At 57.1% G+C, this 14,897-nt stretch carries 17 protein-coding genes; 7 read left to right on the top strand and 10 right to left on the bottom strand.

Features of this window, described 5'->3' with window-relative positions:
- Window positions 1-18: 18 nt before the first annotated feature.
- From RQI55_RS18485 to RQI55_RS18475, 3 genes are all read left to right on the top strand, one after another.
- A complete protein-coding gene (locus RQI55_RS18485; RefSeq protein ID WP_311273239.1) occupies window positions 19-642 on the top strand; it encodes a DUF4274 domain-containing protein in 624 nt (207 codons plus the stop codon).
- Window positions 643-736: 94 nt separating this feature from the next.
- Complete coding sequence (locus RQI55_RS18480; RefSeq protein ID WP_042617574.1) at window positions 737-2,194, top strand: glutamate synthase subunit beta; 1,458 nt, start codon at window positions 737-739, stop codon at window positions 2,192-2,194.
- Window positions 2,195-2,439: 245 nt separating this feature from the next.
- A complete protein-coding gene (locus RQI55_RS18475) occupies window positions 2,440-2,937 on the top strand; it encodes a GrpB family protein (protein WP_243255112.1) in 498 nt (165 codons plus the stop codon).
- Between the two features lie 87 nt (window positions 2,938-3,024).
- Here RQI55_RS18475 and RQI55_RS18470 read toward each other — a convergent pair whose 3' ends face one another.
- The 3 genes from RQI55_RS18470 to RQI55_RS18460 form a co-directional block, all read right to left on the bottom strand.
- The gene (locus tag RQI55_RS18470) at window positions 3,025-3,510 is read right to left on the bottom strand and encodes an AAA family ATPase (protein WP_243255113.1); all 486 of its coding nucleotides are present in this window, start codon (window positions 3,508-3,510) and stop codon (window positions 3,025-3,027) included.
- A gap of 64 nt (window positions 3,511-3,574) precedes the next feature.
- Window positions 3,575-4,786: a DUF459 domain-containing protein gene (locus tag RQI55_RS18465; RefSeq protein ID WP_311273238.1), complete on the bottom strand. Its 1,212-nt coding sequence runs from the start codon at window positions 4,784-4,786 to the stop codon at window positions 3,575-3,577.
- Between the two features lie 102 nt (window positions 4,787-4,888).
- Entirely contained in the window at window positions 4,889-6,112 is a 1,224-nt protein-coding gene (locus RQI55_RS18460) for a lytic murein transglycosylase (protein ID WP_311273237.1), read from the bottom strand.
- Between the two features lie 198 nt (window positions 6,113-6,310).
- Here RQI55_RS18460 and galU point away from each other — a divergent pair, with 198 nt between their 5' ends.
- Window positions 6,311-7,198, top strand: a complete 888-nt coding sequence (gene galU, locus RQI55_RS18455; protein WP_243255116.1) for a UTP--glucose-1-phosphate uridylyltransferase GalU — start codon at window positions 6,311-6,313, stop codon at window positions 7,196-7,198.
- A gap of 117 nt (window positions 7,199-7,315) precedes the next feature.
- Here the strand turns inward: galU and RQI55_RS18450 are convergent, their stop codons facing one another.
- The gene (locus tag RQI55_RS18450; RefSeq protein WP_311273236.1) at window positions 7,316-8,842 is read right to left on the bottom strand and encodes an outer membrane beta-barrel protein; all 1,527 of its coding nucleotides are present in this window, start codon (window positions 8,840-8,842) and stop codon (window positions 7,316-7,318) included.
- 269 nt (window positions 8,843-9,111) lie between these two features.
- Here RQI55_RS18450 and RQI55_RS18445 point away from each other — a divergent pair, with 269 nt between their 5' ends.
- Together RQI55_RS18445 and RQI55_RS18440 are read left to right on the top strand one after the other, a co-directional pair.
- Window positions 9,112-9,573 (top strand): hypothetical protein, encoded by a 462-nt coding sequence (locus RQI55_RS18445; protein WP_311273235.1) that lies wholly within the window; start codon window positions 9,112-9,114, stop codon window positions 9,571-9,573.
- Window positions 9,574-9,633: 60 nt separating this feature from the next.
- Complete coding sequence (locus tag RQI55_RS18440) at window positions 9,634-10,629, top strand: KpsF/GutQ family sugar-phosphate isomerase (RefSeq protein WP_311273234.1); 996 nt, start codon at window positions 9,634-9,636, stop codon at window positions 10,627-10,629.
- 21 nt (window positions 10,630-10,650) lie between these two features.
- On the opposite strand, the gene RQI55_RS18435 is transcribed toward RQI55_RS18440, so the two are convergent.
- The 5 genes from RQI55_RS18435 to RQI55_RS18415 form a co-directional block, all read right to left on the bottom strand.
- Entirely contained in the window at window positions 10,651-11,352 is a 702-nt protein-coding gene (locus tag RQI55_RS18435) for a hypothetical protein (RefSeq protein ID WP_311273233.1), read from the bottom strand.
- Between the two features lie 101 nt (window positions 11,353-11,453).
- On the bottom strand, window positions 11,454-11,579 hold the full coding sequence (gene ykgO, locus RQI55_RS18430) for a type B 50S ribosomal protein L36 (RefSeq protein WP_007607121.1): 126 nt from the start codon (window positions 11,577-11,579) through the stop codon (window positions 11,454-11,456).
- Between the two features lie 127 nt (window positions 11,580-11,706).
- A complete protein-coding gene (locus RQI55_RS18425; protein WP_243255120.1) occupies window positions 11,707-12,816 on the bottom strand; it encodes a 5-(carboxyamino)imidazole ribonucleotide synthase in 1,110 nt (369 codons plus the stop codon).
- Window positions 12,813-13,280, bottom strand: coding sequence for a 5-(carboxyamino)imidazole ribonucleotide mutase (purE, locus tag RQI55_RS18420; protein ID WP_042617795.1), 468 nt, complete (start codon window positions 13,278-13,280; stop codon window positions 12,813-12,815). Before purE ends, RQI55_RS18425 begins: the two co-directional genes overlap by 4 nt.
- A 47-nt stretch (window positions 13,281-13,327) precedes the next feature.
- A complete protein-coding gene (locus RQI55_RS18415) occupies window positions 13,328-13,531 on the bottom strand; it encodes a YdcH family protein (RefSeq protein ID WP_042617568.1) in 204 nt (67 codons plus the stop codon).
- Between the two features lie 236 nt (window positions 13,532-13,767).
- On the opposite strand from RQI55_RS18415, the gene RQI55_RS18410 reads away from it, so the two are divergent.
- Window positions 13,768-13,944: a YdcH family protein gene (locus RQI55_RS18410; RefSeq protein ID WP_042617567.1), complete on the top strand. Its 177-nt coding sequence runs from the start codon at window positions 13,768-13,770 to the stop codon at window positions 13,942-13,944.
- Window positions 13,945-14,050: 106 nt separating this feature from the next.
- Here RQI55_RS18410 and RQI55_RS18405 read toward each other — a convergent pair whose 3' ends face one another.
- Complete coding sequence (locus RQI55_RS18405) at window positions 14,051-14,818, bottom strand: sulfite exporter TauE/SafE family protein (protein WP_243255121.1); 768 nt, start codon at window positions 14,816-14,818, stop codon at window positions 14,051-14,053.
- Window positions 14,819-14,897: the final 79 nt, after the last annotated feature.

Below are 14,897 nucleotides of genomic sequence, written 5' to 3'. Positions count from 1 at the left end.
GAAACAAAGAGTATTGGAATGGTTGAAGAATTCGAATTTTATGATACCGAGCAAAGGGCTCTGATCGACTGGCTTTCAAGCCGCTCGCCTGACGTATGGCATGTGGTTGCAGAATATTTAAACCCGGATTACGCCGAAGGTGTCATTGAATGGATACTGAACCAGCCACAATGCGACCGTGCAACAGCTGCGTTTTTCTTTTGGCGTTTCGAGCCCGCACGCAATATTCTTTCTCGTTCTCCCGATCAGGAAGAGGATGAATACAACTTTTACTTTCGCTTAGTTGGAAAGGCGAATGAGGGCTTTTATTCCAACTCCAATATTCTTTATCGAGGCAACGACCTGCCGACAGGCGAAGTTTGTGAATGGACGTTGAAAGAAGCACAAAGTTTTCGAGAGCTTGCTAGTCAAGGATCTGAAACAAAATTGGCATGGACATTGCCAGAAGCGTTTGTCCCGGTGTTTGGAAAACGCGCACCGGCAATTGCTGAAAATGACGATCCGGCAAAATCACAAGAGCTCCGGGCTCTGCTTGAAGATCTGGGTGTTATATTCCCCTCGCCGCAACCGGCGAAGCCGCCGCAGGGGGGTATGGTGTTATCTTTGGGCTGGCTAAAAAACCTTGGAAAGAAAAAGCGTTAGGGCCGGAAGGAAATCTTCTGCGGAATACACAATCAACACTCGCTTGGCTGACATTCAGCTAGAATAAGCGATCGGTGAAATTTGAGGTAAGATCATGGGCAAGGTTACAGGTTTTCTGGAAATAGACCGTCAGGTTGGCAAGTATCAGCCGGCGTCGGACCGTATTCGCCATTTCCGGGAATTCACCATTCCCATGTCGGACCCAGAGGTACAGAAGCAGGCGGCGCGCTGCATGGACTGTGGCATTCCCTATTGCCACGGCCCAACCGGCTGCCCGGTTCACAACCAGATCCCCGACTGGAACGATCTGGTTTATAACAACAACTGGGAAGAGGCGATCCGCAACCTCCACTCCACCAACAACTTCCCGGAATTCACCGGCCGTGTCTGTCCCGCACCCTGCGAAGAAGCCTGCACGCTGAACCTTGAAGATGCACCGGTTGCCATCAAGACCGTGGAACAGGCCATTGCCGACAAGGCCTATGAGCTTGGCTTCATCGTGCCAAAGCCCGCAACCGTGCATACTGGCAAGAAGGTCGCCATCATCGGCTCCGGCCCATCGGGTCTGGCTGCTGCCCAGCAGCTTGGCCGCGCTGGCCACGAGGTCCATGTCTATGAGCGGGAATCCAAGGCTGGCGGTTTGCTGCGCTATGGCATTCCTGATTTCAAGATGGAGAAGAACTTCATCGATCGCCGCGTCGAGCAGATCAAGGGCGAGGGCGTGACGTTCCATTACGGCGTCAATGTCGGCGTTGATGTCACCGTTGAAACGCTGACGGCAGAGCACGATGCCGTGCTTTATTGCGGCGGCTCGGAAACCCCGCGTCCAGCCGGTATTGGCGGCACCGAGTTTCACGGCGTGCATGATGCCATGCCTTATCTCGTGCAGCAGAACCGTCGCGTCGGTCGCGAAAACATCGACAGCATCGGCTGGCCTTCCGATCCAATTCTCGCCGGTGGCAAGCACGTCGTCGTGGTCGGCGGCGGTGATACGGCCTCGGACTGCGTCGGCACGGCATTTCGCCAGGGTGCAGTCAAGGTGACCCAGCTCGACATTCGCCCGATGCCGCCTGAAAAGGAAGACAAGCTCGCCGTCTGGCCCTATTGGGCAACCAAGATGCGCACATCTTCCAGCCAGGCCGAAGGCGCCGCCCGTGAATTCCAGGTGGCGACGCTTGAATTCGTGGGTGACGAAGATGGCGTGCTGACCGGTGTGAAGTGCTGCCAGGTGGATGACCGCCGGAAGCCGATTGCCGGCACGGAATTCATCATCAAGGCCGATCTCGCCTTCATCGCCATCGGCTTCTCCGGCCCGTTCACAGACAGCGTTCTGAAGGAACTGGACGGCAAACTGACGCTCAACACCGACCGCCGCGGCTCCACCAACGTCGTCGCCAATGACCGCGACTACAAGACCTCGGTCGACAAACTCTGGGTCGCAGGCGACGTACGCCGCGGCCAGTCCCTGGTCGTCTGGGCCATCCGCGAAGGCCGCCAGGCCGCCCGCGCGATTGATGAAGCGCTGATGGGCGAAACGCTGTTGCCGAGCTGAGGTCCAGCACTTGAAAAGTTAAGGCCTCCGAAGGTTCTGCCTTCGGGGGCTTTTTGCTGGTGAGCTATTGATAGGCTGACGACACGCGGTGTGCTGATCCACGTTGGGTGGATAATTCCGAGCGGGCGTATAGAGCTTTGACCGTTGTAAAGCGGCCAATGCAGCATTTCTCCAACAGCGGACATTGCCAGCTATGACATAGACGTTATTCTCGCGGATGAGTTCGATGTGTCAGGGAAAATGAAATGGCACTTACCAGTCAGATAACGCCGTACAACGAACAGTGGCCGTCGATGTTTCTTGCCGAGAAGCGGCTGATTGCTGACGTCTTCGGGCCCGATCTAATTGGCATCCACCACGTCGGCAGCACGGCCGTCGTAGGATTGTCGGCAAAGCCAGAGATCGACCTACTGGTTGAAGTTCGCGAGCAAACAAAACAGGTCGAGCGCGATCAGTCGATGGTTACATTGGGATATGTCCGCGGCTCAAACCTGTCACAAGGGCACCACTTCTATCGAAAGGATGTTGATGGTGTGAGAACGCACAAGGTCCATGTCTGCTTGACTGGCCATTGGCAGATCGAACGCATGATACGCTTCCGAGACCTATTGATCGGCAATGCTCAGATACGCCAGGAATATCAGCGATTGAAGCTTCATTTAGAGGCCTCTAATCGCGATGGCATTGGGGAGTATCTCGCAAAGAAAGCTCCCTTCATCAGACTTGATGGGACCACGTCCTGAATAGTCGAGCGAGCAGATGACCGCGTCGGGCCAACAACCGTCATGACGCCGATGCGCCACAAGCTGCCATCGAATGTAAAGTGCCTATCAGAGGCCGACCAGAAAATCGGCGACCTCAGATCGGCTCGTCAGCCTATATCTGTGCTGGGAATGTTGCTCGTAGAACAAGTGGTGCGCCTCAAAGGAATTCAGGTGGTTCTTTCGCAGACGATAGCCACGAGTATACTCCAGCAGTTCTTCGAATTGGTCTGGTGTTCCTCCATCGGTTTGCCCCCGTCTCATCAAATTTGAGATGCATTCGTCGTCGGCCAGATCGAGCCAGATCAATGTTGTTACGCGGGGAAAGACCTGCTTGAGAATTGAACCGTATATACCCTCCATGATCCACGAGGCGTTGCCTGCAGCTTCAGCGACGAGTTGATCACGCTCATTGCGTGGACGCTCTCCTGAAAAACCGGGTAACCAGTGCAAATCATCCAGATGCGTGACCGCAAACCCGAACTTCGCGGCCAACTCTTTCCCCAGCCACGACTTGCCGCTTCCGCCATTACCGACGATGAAAACCCGTTCCATGGAGCGCTCTTCCGCCGAATATGTTTGTCTTCACTCGTGCAACTATGACCCGGAATATCTTAGCCTATTTCGCCGCCGTTTCCGCTGGTGCAGGCATGCGGTAGTCATCCACGCGGCCCAGCGGTGCTGCGTCCATCAGGCCGCGTTTTGTGAGTTCTTCACGCGGGGATTCGGTGATGGAGAGTTTGGTGGCGGGTTTGTCGCCCAAGAGCACGTCGCCGCCATCCAGATCAGGGTCGGTCAGGCTGATGGGCTGGGTGCGGACCTGTTGGGCGTCGATGCCGAGTGCTGGCAGAGAGGTGAGGGCGGGCAGGTTGCGGCCATCGAGTGTCGTCAGGTCGGGGCTTGCGCCATCCAGATGACGGCGCACGAATTTCTCGACGTAGAAGGCGAGCTTCTGTTTTCCGGCCTGCGTCATGCCGATGCCATCTGCTTCGCGCAAACGCGCCTGCTGGCCGTTGACGTCGTAGCCTGTGGTCACGAACATACCGGCTTCGTCCACGAAGCCGTCCCACACATCGACGAACTCGCCGCCAGCCTTTTCGATATGGCTGCGGTAAAGGCGGTTGAAGCTGACGAAATCGGCGGTCAGCGATGGTGACTGGAAGGCGGGAAGACCCACCCACAGCACAGGCACCTTTGGGCGATTGGCAATGGCAATCAGAGCATCGATGCGGCGCTCATATTCTTTCAGCCAGGCCTCGGTGCCGTATTTTTCCTTGGTGTCGCCCATCACCATCATCTGGCGGTCGTTGGAGCCGAGCATGATGACGATGGTGGCCGGGCTGGTTTCCTTGATGAATTGCGGAAGATTGGCAAACCAGTCGTAATAATCCGTGCGCACAAGCCCGGATGATCCGTTGGAGCGGACATCGACGGTAATGGCGGGCGAACTCTGGAAGCTGGAAACAAGGCCTTCGCCCATATTGCCAGCCAGAAAATCACCGATGACCAGAACGCGGCGCGCATTTTCAGCCTTGGCCACGGGGCCGGGCTTTGCGGTGCGCATCTGCACCACGGATGGCGTCTTGCGCGGCGCGGCTGGGCGCGTCACGGCGCGGTTGTCGCGGGCGGCTGGTGGCTGGCGTCGCGTTCTTTCCGGCGGCGGCTGTCTGCGTTCCTGCTCATATGTGCGTTCATAGCGCCTGTTGGGGCTGCCGAACATCATTTCAAACAAGGTGCGGCGTTCACGCTGCTCCTGTGCCTGCGCATAAGAAACCGACACAGGCAGGCTGATGATAAACGCCAGAAACGCGGCACCTATGCGCCGCGTCATGCGTTGAAAATCGCCTGTGTTTACTCTCACCACGGCCTTAAGCTCCCGGACGGTTCTTCACGTATTATGATCTTCTAATTCTGGTGGCGTCCGCAAGCGCTGTCAATTGCGCAAGGCGCGCAGCAACAGGCGTGATGGCTCACCATCATTTTCCATGCCCATGCGTTTCTGGATGGCGCTGATGGCAGCCTTGGAGCCAGAGCCGAAGTTGCCGTCGACTTCGCCATCATAATAGCCAAGCTCTTTCATGCGGGTCTGCAATTCGAACTTTTCCTTCACGTCCAGCGTATTATCCGGGCGCGGCCAGCGCTGCTGCATGCCGCCGGTGCCTGCAATTTCATCGGCCAGAAGGCCCACCGCCAGCGCGTAGCTATCAGATGAATTGTATCGCTTGATGGTGAAGAAGTTTTTCGTCATCAGGAAGCCGGGGCCGTTGGAACCGCCCTGCATTTTCAGCATGGCACGGTCTGAGGCACGGGGGAAGCCCTTGCCGCTGGGGCGGGAAAAGCCGAGTTTCTGCCACTCGCCCATGGTCTTTGTCTGGCCTTCATAACGCCCGCCACCGTTTGGAACGACGGCCTCATATCCCCAGGTGCGGCCCGGCTCCCAGCCGTTCTTGGCCAGAAGGTTGGCGGCCGTCGCCAAAGCATCGGGAATGGAGTGCCAGATGTCGCGCTTGCCATTGCCATCGGCGTCCACTGCGTAAAGCAGGTAGCTAGTAGGAATGAACTGCGTGTGGCCCATGGCTCCTGCCCAGGAGCCGGTCAGCTGCTTTGGCGTCACATCACCGGCCTGCAGAATTTTGAGCGCCGCAATCAGCTGGTTGCGGGCAAATTTGCCGCGTTTCGGGTCGGAATAGGCAAGGGTTGCGAGCGCCTGTGGAATGTTGTGCAGGCGTTCCGGCTTTTCCAGAACTGCGCCATAATTGGATTCCATCGACCAGATGGCGAGGATGACGTGCTTGTCCACCTTGAAGTTGCGCTCGATCCAGTTGAGGGTCGTGGCGTGCTTCATCTTCATTTCACGGCCAATGCGCACCGTGTAGGGATTGACGCGGCTATCGACGTAATCCCAGATCTTGGTGGTGAATTCCGGCTGGAAGGTTGCCTTGCGCAGGGCGTCCGGGTCAGGCTCGGTCACGCCTGCAAATGCCTTCTGGTAGGTCGATTTGCTAATGCCTTCCTTGGCGGCGGTGGCATAGAACTGGTTGATCCACTGGCGGAAACCTGCATCAGCATTGGCAGGTGATGGCGCAAAAGCGATTGCGATGCCCGCAAATGCCATGCAGCCAAATTTGCGAATGTGGGAAAGGATCAGCTTTTTCATCGGCAGTCTTTCGTTTCTCTCGAATTTCATTTCGATTGCGAGATACGCATCGGGCTTGACGATGTTTTAACAACTCAAAGTCAACAAATTCTTTACCATTAACTATGGGTAACGTCATCACTTACAAAAGATCGCCACTTTTGCCATAACAATGTCGTGGGTGATATTTGATCGAGCGAATCCCTCAAGGAGGAACGTGTGGTAGAACAGAAGAAAATTCGAAAAGCAGTTTTCCCGGTAGCGGGTCTTGGAACACGTTTCCTGCCCGCAACAAAAGCAGTTCCAAAGGAAATGCTGACCGTGGTCGACAAGCCGGTCATCCAGTATGTGGTGGATGAGGCTGCCGAAGCGGGTATCGAGCACTTCGTCTTCGTAACCGGCCGTGGAAAAGGGGTGATCGAAGATTACTTCGATATTCAGTTCGAGCTGGAGCAGATGCTGCGCGAGCGCAACAAGAACGCCGAACTGACGCTGCTGACGGGTATTTTGCCCAAGGCAGGAACTGCAAGCTTTACGCGCCAGCAGGTACCTCTTGGTCTTGGCCATGCCGTCTGGTGTGCGCGTGATATCGTTGGCGACGAGCCATTTGCGGTGCTGTTGCCAGACATGATCATGCACTCTGAAAAGAGCTGCCTCAAGGGCATGGTCGATCTTTACGATCAGACAGGCGGCAACGTCATCGCGGTTCAGGAATGCGAACCCGACCAGGCCCACAAATACGGCATCGTCGGCGTTGGCGAAACTGTTGGCGAAGGCTTCAAGATCACGGAAATGGTCGAAAAGCCTGCCAAGGGCACTGCGCCATCGAACTACTACATCAATGGCCGTTACATCCTTCAGCCCGAGATTTTCAATATTCTCGAAAATCAGGAACGCGGCGCTGGCAACGAAATTCAGCTGACCGATGGCATGTTGTCGCTGGCCAAGAGCCAGGACTTTGCGGGTTACCGCTTCAACGGTGAAACCTTCGACTGCGGCGCAAAGGATGGCTTCATCCTGGCAAACGTAGCGTTTGCTTTGGAACGTGGCGATATCCGTCCGTCCATCGAGGGCCCTCTGAAGGCGCTCGTCAACAAGCTGAAGTAAGGTCTCAAACCTTTAAACGACAAATCCCGGCCTTCGTGCCGGGATTTTTGTTCCAGAGCAATCCAGCAAAAGTGGGAACCGGTTTTGCGTCCGGAATTGCGTAAACTAAGGGACGCTCTAGCGCCGTAATGTCAGACCCGCGCCAATCCGCCATTGGCTGTTGTCGGTCACGGGCGTCGTCTCGTAGCTTATGTCAGTGGTCAGATCGAGATATCTGTTGATGTTCCATGTCAGCCCCGCACCAACAGTATATTCCGTTTCGTCCCGAATGCTGGAGGTGAGGTAGGAGCGGCGCTCCAGCCCGGCCGTCAGCCGTGCCACGAGGTCGCTGCGTAGCTGATGCGTCAGGCCCGTCGTCAACTGCCTTGAAATCCAGCCGCCGCGCGCGCCACCGGCAAAATCTTCAATGGTGGTGCGAAGGCCAAGGCTGACATCGGTGCCGCGCTGGGGCGACCAGACGATGTTGCCATCCATCGCCAGCGCATTGATGGCCGCCAGACGGTCGTCATCATATCCCTTGCGAAGATAACCGATGGCGGCTTCCCCGCGCAGCTTTTCACCCAGATCGACCTGCGCGCCGACTTTCGCACCATAGGTCTGCGAGGAGCGTTCATAGCCGGTATTGTCCCGCGTCTGGTCGTAATTGGTCAGGCCTGCGGTGACTTCCAGAAAGGGGACGAGCGCGGGCGATAATTCATAACCCAGCCGCCCGCGAATGCCCGCGCCGTAACGGTCGCGGTCTGCAAGGCTGATGGATTGGCCGTTGACGCCCTTGGCATCCGTATAGACGGTGCGGGAAAGATCCAGCGCGGCAAGGGCTTTCAAGATACCGACATTACGCTCCACAGATGCACCAGCGCTGAACACATGTTCGCCGCCCTGCACGGAGGCGTTGGAGATGGCGTTGGGATCATTGGTGTCTTCGCGGCTGAAGGCATATCCGGCTTTGAGGTTGGCCTGTGTGCCGTCACCCAGATCAAGGCGAAGGTCGGCGCCTATATTGGCGGTCGGCTCTTCGCCCGCGCTGCTGCCACCCAGATTGCGCTGATAGGCACCCTCGCCAGTGATGGTCAGTGCATGGCGCGACCAATCGCTGGTCAGCGTGCCGCGAATGGCAGTGGTCGAATAGGTGCGGCTTGTGGAGCCGGTGGAAAATGTCTTGTTCTCGTGGTTCAGCGTCTGGCTGATGGAAGGGCGAAGCGTCAGCGTTCCCAGGCGAATGCCGGGCGCGGTGCCATCATCGTTACGTGCATTTTCACCGCCATCCACGGTGGGCTCGGCCCCGTTTTCAGAGGTGACAGCAGCCTCCGCCGCACCGTCGAGGTCTTCCGGTATGGCGTCGCCGGGGTTGGAAAGCGGGCGCGTGGCGCTGGTGGTCAATGGGTCAGGGGTAACCGCTGCCGGTGCTGGCGGTTGGCGGTTAGGGCTGTCGGGATCTATGACGGATAGATTATTCTGACCGATAAAGGGATCGGAACTCGTCAGGGTTCGAAGGCCGGACGTCTGGGGTGGCCGGTTGGCCGATTGGGCGAGGGCCGCTGTTTCAGGCCACAGCACGGCACAAGCAAACAGCGCCGGGGCCAGCAGCACCGGGGCGGCTGTCCGCCACGTCGAAAGACGTTTTGCGGTGCTGTGATAATCCATGCGTGCTTCTACTCGGTCCCGACAAAATCTCGCCGCCAAAGGCAAATCTTCCGCTTCCTGCAGCTCAGACGCTTCAATCGTTATAAGCGTCTGTTTTTCTTGCAGTATATCAGCCACTGGCGGTGCTGTGGTGAAATCGCAGTCTGCCCGTACATGGTTATTTTATGGTTAACATTCTGTAAAAAATGGCAGGTGCGTGCTGCTCTTCAACCGGCGGACCGTCTGGTCTATAGGAAGGCCAGAACATGCTACGTCTTGGGAGTCTTGCAGTGAACAGATCTTTGCGATGCGCCGCCTGCCTTGCTGTTACCGCGCTGCTTTTGCCGGCTGCTGGCAGCGCTTCTGATTTGCCTTCGCGCAAGGCGGGGCTTTGGATTATTTCCTCGAAAGACAACCCGTTTGCAAACTGGTCTGCCTGCGTGGATGATAGCAAGGACAATGTCATCAACACCGACATCTGGACCGATTTTGCCGCTGAATGCGAGGTTCTTCATACGGAAAAGACTGAGAAGGGGCGCACGTTGCTTGCCCAGTGCCAGTCCGGCCTCACAGGTAAGGTCAAGCTTCTGGTGGAATTGTCAGGGGATTTTCAGTCGCAGTACCACTTGGAATCGACGACCGTCTTTGCGGGCAAGGACGGGGAGGAGGCGCAGAGTTTCACAATTGATGCGCGCCATGGGGGCGAATGCCCCACGGGCATGCTGCCCGGCCAGAAAAAGATGGCGCGCTAAAGCCGCGCCTCAAGCTTGTCGCCAATAGACATGTTTTGTGGAAAAGAGTATCAGTCCGGCATGATTACGAGAGCTGTCACACTGGTTGAAAACAACGCCATCGAGTCTGCGCTGCGGACTGTTTCGATCGAGAGAAACGGTCTGGCCGCTTTGGAGCAGGCGCTTCAGGGCGATCTGGGTGATAGATTTTGCAAGGCCATCGATGCCATCGGCAAGTCGGATGGGCGTCTGATCATCACCGGTGTCGGCAAAAGTGGTCACATCGGCTCCAAGCTCGCAGCCACCTTCGCATCCACGGGAACACCGGCCTTTTTTGTGCACGCAGCGGAAGCCAACCATGGCGATCTGGGCATGATCGGCGGCAATGATGTGGTGCTGGCCATTTCCAAGGGTGGTGAAAGTGCTGAGCTTCGCAGCATCATCAATTACACCAGACGTTTTTCCATTCCGCTCATCGCGCTGACCTCATCTGAAAACGGCTCTCTCGCCAAGGCGTCGGATATCGTCCTGCTTGTTCCCAACGAGCAGGAGGCCTGCCCGCATGGGCTGGCCCCCACCACATCCACCATGATGCAGCTTGCCTTGGGCGACGCTCTGGCCATCGCCCTTCTGGAAGCGCGCAGCTTCACAGCTGGTGATTTTCGCGTGTTTCATCCGGGCGGAAAACTCGGCGCTAGCCTCGCACTTGTCGGCGATATCATGCACACCGGAGACCGTCTGCCGCTGGTGCCGAAGGGCACCGCGTTGCGCGAAGCCATCGGCGTTCTCGCAAGCAAGCACTTCGGTTGCGTGGCCGTGCTGGATGAGGATGGCTGTCTCTGCGGTATTGTGACCGAGGGTGATCTGGCTCGAAACCTTACGCGCAATCTGTCGGAGCTTCGGGTCGATGATATCATGACCGTTACGCCGAAAACAGTCAGCCGACACGTTTTGGCGACTGCCGCGCTCGCAACGCTGGAGAAACATCATATCGGCGCTCTGATTGTGATTGATGAAGATAACAGGCCCATTGGCCTTATCCACTTCCACGATCTTCTGCGCATCGGCGTGGCTTAAATCATCAGCCGCTGACTGGCGTCAGCTGCGCGTTCCCGCGAGTTTCTCGGTCAGGTCACTTGCCTCTTTCTGGGCATCCTTGTCTGCGGGGTAAAGCGCCAGATACTGCTCCCACACTTTCAGCGCCAGCGCGTCGCGCTCATTGCTTTCAAGAATATTGGCAAGGCTGGCAAGGGCCGGAAAAAAGCGCGGTTCTTTTTGCAGCGTACTGTTGAGGTCGGCCATGGCCTTACGGGTGTCGCCATCCGCATAGTGCACCAGCGCACGCCGATACCAGGCTTGCGCGAAGTCCGGCTCCAGAAGAATGGCCTGATCGAGAAAGTCATAAGCCGCAGCTTTGCGCTTTTCCTCAGCGGCTTCTTCAGACCATGTCAGGAGCAGATTGATGGTGGCGCTGCCGGAATCCGTCCACTGACCAACAATCTCATTGGCAATGACGCGGGCTTTTTGAGGGTCGCGCTCTTTCTTCAGGCTGGAAAACAGACGGCTCAAGGCAGCGTCAGGTGTGGTGTCCGGCTGTGCCGCGGCCCCCGCATTCGCGGTGGGGGAGGCAGCTTTTCCATCAGGTGTCTGCGCTTTGGGCGTCTGGACTTCTGGCGTTTGCAGTTGGGGTGTTTGCACCTGGGGAGCCTGCGCGGCGGCGGGCGTGGTCAGGTGCGGGGCGCTGGCAAAAGCAGCTCCGAGGCAGGTAAATGTGATGGCTCGAAAACAAAACTGGCGCATCTGGACAGGATAATCCAGCTGCGCCAATTATGAAATCGAATTTTGCAGTCTATCAACAATGTGATCCGCCACGACGAGACGGGCACAGATGCAAACGTTAATCAGCCCTGACGAGCCTTGAAACGTGGGTTCATCTTGTTGATGATGTAGACGCGGCCCTTACGGCGAACCAGACGGTTGTCGCGGTGACGGGCCTTAAGCGCTTTAAGCGAGTTCTTGATTTTCATTTTTCTGGTCCGCAGTTTGGCGTGGCGCTTCTTGCCACGCATATCTCAACAATCAAAAACGCGCTACGAGGGCGCGCTTTTTTCGGTTGGCTGGCAAATACCCCGTCAGTCCCAGCCTGTCAACACATTAAGGCATATTTTGCCGGGAAAGACTTGGTTTTCCGGGGCTCGTTACCTGCGTAACATGGCCCATCTTGCGGCCTGCACGCGCTTCCGTCTTGCCATAGAGATGCACAAGGCAATCCTCTTTTGCCAGCCAGCCCGGCACATCGTTGATGTCGTCGCCGATCAGGTTGGTCATTACACAATCGGAATGCCGCTGTGTGGAGCCGGGAGCAAGCCCCGCCACTGCACGAATATGCTGTTCGAACTGCGAAACCACGCAGGCTGCTTCCGTCCAGTGGCCGGTATTGTGCACACGTGGCGCGATCTCGTTTGCGACCAGCGATCCATCGCTCAGAACAAAGAACTCGATACCGACAACACCGACATAATCCAGCGCAGCCAGCAGTTTCCCGGCGGATTCCTCGGCCACGGCTCTGGCAGAATTGGAAAGATTGGCCGGAACGGTGGAGGTGTGGAGAATGCCGGAAAGATGTACGTTTTCGGCAGGGTCGTAGCAGGTCACTGTTCCATCGGCAAAGCGGGCGGCAATGATGGAGATTTCACGCTCGAAGGGTACGAAGCTTTCGAGGATGAGGGCCACGCCACCCATCGCCTCGAAGATGCCGGTCAGGTCTTCACCGCCCTTGAACACGCGCTGGCCCTTGCCGTCATATCCCATGCGGCGGGTCTTCAGCACGCCTTTGCCGCCAAACTCCGCAAGGGCGGCTTCAAGACCTGCCTGATCGTCCACTGGCCGGAAACCAGCGGTCGGGATGCCGCAATCATTGAGGAAGCGCTTTTCCGTCAGCCGGTCCTGCGAGGCGCTGAGCGCCTGCGGTGGCGGGTAGACGGGCACAGATGCCGACAGCGTCTGTGCGGCCACGACGGGCACATTCTCAAACTCATAGGTCACGACGTCGCAAACGCTGGCAAGCTCGGCCAGCGCCGTCTCGTCATCATAGGCGGCCACGATCTGCCGATTGCAGAGCTGTGCTGCCGGACAATCCGCCTGCGGTTCCAGCACGATGGTGCGGAAGTTGAGGCGGGCAGCAGCCATGGCCAGCATACGCGCAAGCTGACCGCCACCGATAATGCCGATGGTTCCGGATTTCCCTTGAAGTTTCGATATCATTGCGGCGTATCCAGCGGGTATTCTGCAATGGCCGCTGTCTGGCGGGCGCGGTATTCGTCCAGCCGGTCTGCCAGATCTTCGTCAGACAGTGCCAGCACGGCTGCGGCCAGCAGGGCTGCATTGATGGCGCCGGCGCGACCGATGGCCAGCGTGCCGACGGGAATACCGGCGGGCATCTGGACGATGGAATAGAGACTGTCCTGACCCGACATGGTTTTTGACTGTACGGGAACACCGAAGACCGGCAGCGGCGTCAAGGCGGCTGTCATGCCGGGCAGGTGGGCTGCGCCACCGGCACCTGCGATGATGACCTTGAAACCTTCGTCGCGCGCGCCGCTGGCAAAGCTGAACATGCGCTCTGGCGTGCGATGGGCGGAAATGATGCGCGCTTCATATTCCACATCCAGCGCGTCCAGCGTATCGGCGGCGTTTTTCATGGTTTCCCAGTCAGACTGGCTACCCATGATGATGGCGACGGGCGGTGTTTCTGTGCTCAACGGTGATCTCCGTATCAGGCAATAATATCGGGAATAATCTGGTCTTCGATCTGAGTCATCTTGTCTTTGATAACCAGCTTCTTCTTCTTCATGCGCTGAATGCGCAACGCTTCGCAGTTGGTCTGCATCATGGCGTTGATTGCCGCATCGTAATCTTCGTGTTCCTGGCGAAGTCGCGCAAGCACCAGCCGAACGTCGGCCTGATCCTGATCGGGCATCTCTGTCTTCCCCATTTTAAGACAACCGGACCGCCATCCGGCTATTTTGTTGTCGCTCTTGGTGCCTGTACCATCAAATCACGGTAACGGGAAGTTTCCCTTACAACCAAATTGCCCCATTATGGCCTTCATTTCGCCTTCGACAAGCGCGGCGTTCCATGTCACATTGCTGTCGTAAACCTGAAACTCCTGCGATGGAGCGCGGGAGGTAGGTTCAACAAGGAAGGACGTGCCGCATGACCATTCAGGCTCATATTGCATCGCTGGAAAAGAAACACGGTGCTCTTGAGGAGGAGCTAGAAACCGTATTGGCTTCTCCCTCCTCAGATGATCGGCAGATTGTGGATCTTAAACGCAAAAAACTGCGCCTGAAGGACGAAATGCAGAGGCTGCAAGCCTCCACCAAGCATTAATCGCCTAAAATCTTTGTTGCCTGACGTCAGTATTGTTTACGTCGCAGCCTGAAAGCCCGGCTCTGATTGCTACCGCGATCAGGGCCTTTTGTTTGGCTTACGGTGGCTAGATCGGTAGCCCATCCCATAGAAGCTTCAGCGCCGCGAGAAAGGCCATGGCATACATCAGCGGATAAAAGATCGCCGGCTTCATGTATTTCACCACTTTTGCCCCGGCAAAGGTTGCCACCATGGCAACCGGCAGCAGCATGGCCGATGTCGTGAGGTTTGCGGAATCAAGCGCGCCCAGCGCAAAATAGGGAATGAGCTTGATCGCATTCATGATGGCGAAGAAGCGAACGCTCATGCCGGTATAGACCTTCGGGTCCAGTTTCAGCGGCAGCACGTAAATCTGGAAGGGCGGGCCGCCTGCATGCGCCACGAAGCTGGCATAGCCCGAAAGGCTGGACCAGATGGTCGCCTTCACCGGGCTCTGGGCTTTGGCTGGTGCTTCCTGCCCGCCGCGCGCCGTGCGATAGGCCTCAAAGAAATAGCGGATGACAAAGATGATGGTGACGCTTGCCACGACAAGGCGCATGGCATCGGCTGAAATCATGCTGGACATCGCCCAGCCGAGCGTAATCCCTGCAATCGCCCCCGGCAGCATGAGCAGCAGCGTCTGGCGGTGATTATATTTGCGCCAGGCCATCAGCGCGACCAGATCCATGACCACGAGGATCGGCAAAAAGATCGCCGCTGCCTGCACCGGTGGCACGGCCAGCGCCATCAAAGGCACGCCCATCAATGCCAGCGCGCCGCCCAGCCCGCCTTTGGAAAGGCCAACAAGGATAACAGCGGGGATGGCGACGAGAAAAAAATGAAAATCATGCAGCATGGATGAAGGTTGATCCTTTCGCCTGTCCGGTCTATCGGAATTGCTATATGAAAACGAGTGCAGATTGCGCGGGAAGCGT

Origin of the sequence: Rhizobium sp. WCS2018Hpa-16, from assembly GCF_031843705.1 — a bacterium.
GTDB lineage: Bacteria > Pseudomonadota > Alphaproteobacteria > Rhizobiales > Rhizobiaceae > Agrobacterium > Agrobacterium tumefaciens_C.
Note: the sequence above shows the minus strand (reverse complement) of the source record. Positions and strands in the feature narration are given on the sequence as shown.

What these genes read in the sequence shown, in the direction of transcription:
- RQI55_RS18475 (WP_243255112.1), top strand. Translation starts at nt 2,440, where the DNA reads ATGGCACTTACCAGTCAGATAACGCCGTACAACGAACAGTGGCCGTCG.
- RQI55_RS18410 (WP_042617567.1), top strand. Translation starts at nt 13,768, where the DNA reads ATGACCATTCAGGCTCATATTGCATCGCTGGAAAAGAAACACGGTGCT.
- RQI55_RS18435 (WP_311273233.1), bottom strand. Translation starts at nt 11,352, where the DNA reads ATGCGCCAGTTTTGTTTTCGAGCCATCACATTTACCTGCCTCGGAGCT.
- RQI55_RS18485 (WP_311273239.1), top strand. Translation starts at nt 19, where the DNA reads ATGGTTGAAGAATTCGAATTTTATGATACCGAGCAAAGGGCTCTGATC.
- RQI55_RS18465 (WP_311273238.1), bottom strand. Translation starts at nt 4,786, where the DNA reads ATGACGCGGCGCATAGGTGCCGCGTTTCTGGCGTTTATCATCAGCCTG.
- RQI55_RS18425 (WP_243255120.1), bottom strand. Translation starts at nt 12,816, where the DNA reads ATGATATCGAAACTTCAAGGGAAATCCGGAACCATCGGCATTATCGGT.
- RQI55_RS18460 (WP_311273237.1), bottom strand. Translation starts at nt 6,112, where the DNA reads ATGAAAAAGCTGATCCTTTCCCACATTCGCAAATTTGGCTGCATGGCA.
- RQI55_RS18440 (WP_311273234.1), top strand. Translation starts at nt 9,634, where the DNA reads ATGATTACGAGAGCTGTCACACTGGTTGAAAACAACGCCATCGAGTCT.
- RQI55_RS18405 (WP_243255121.1), bottom strand. Translation starts at nt 14,818, where the DNA reads ATGCTGCATGATTTTCATTTTTTTCTCGTCGCCATCCCCGCTGTTATC.
- RQI55_RS18450 (WP_311273236.1), bottom strand. Translation starts at nt 8,842, where the DNA reads ATGGATTATCACAGCACCGCAAAACGTCTTTCGACGTGGCGGACAGCC.
- RQI55_RS18470 (WP_243255113.1), bottom strand. Translation starts at nt 3,510, where the DNA reads ATGGAACGGGTTTTCATCGTCGGTAATGGCGGAAGCGGCAAGTCGTGG.
- RQI55_RS18480 (WP_042617574.1), top strand. Translation starts at nt 737, where the DNA reads ATGGGCAAGGTTACAGGTTTTCTGGAAATAGACCGTCAGGTTGGCAAG.
- purE (WP_042617795.1), bottom strand. Translation starts at nt 13,280, where the DNA reads ATGGGTAGCCAGTCTGACTGGGAAACCATGAAAAACGCCGCCGATACG.
- RQI55_RS18415 (WP_042617568.1), bottom strand. Translation starts at nt 13,531, where the DNA reads ATGCCCGATCAGGATCAGGCCGACGTTCGGCTGGTGCTTGCGCGACTT.
- ykgO (WP_007607121.1), bottom strand. Translation starts at nt 11,579, where the DNA reads ATGAAAATCAAGAACTCGCTTAAAGCGCTTAAGGCCCGTCACCGCGAC.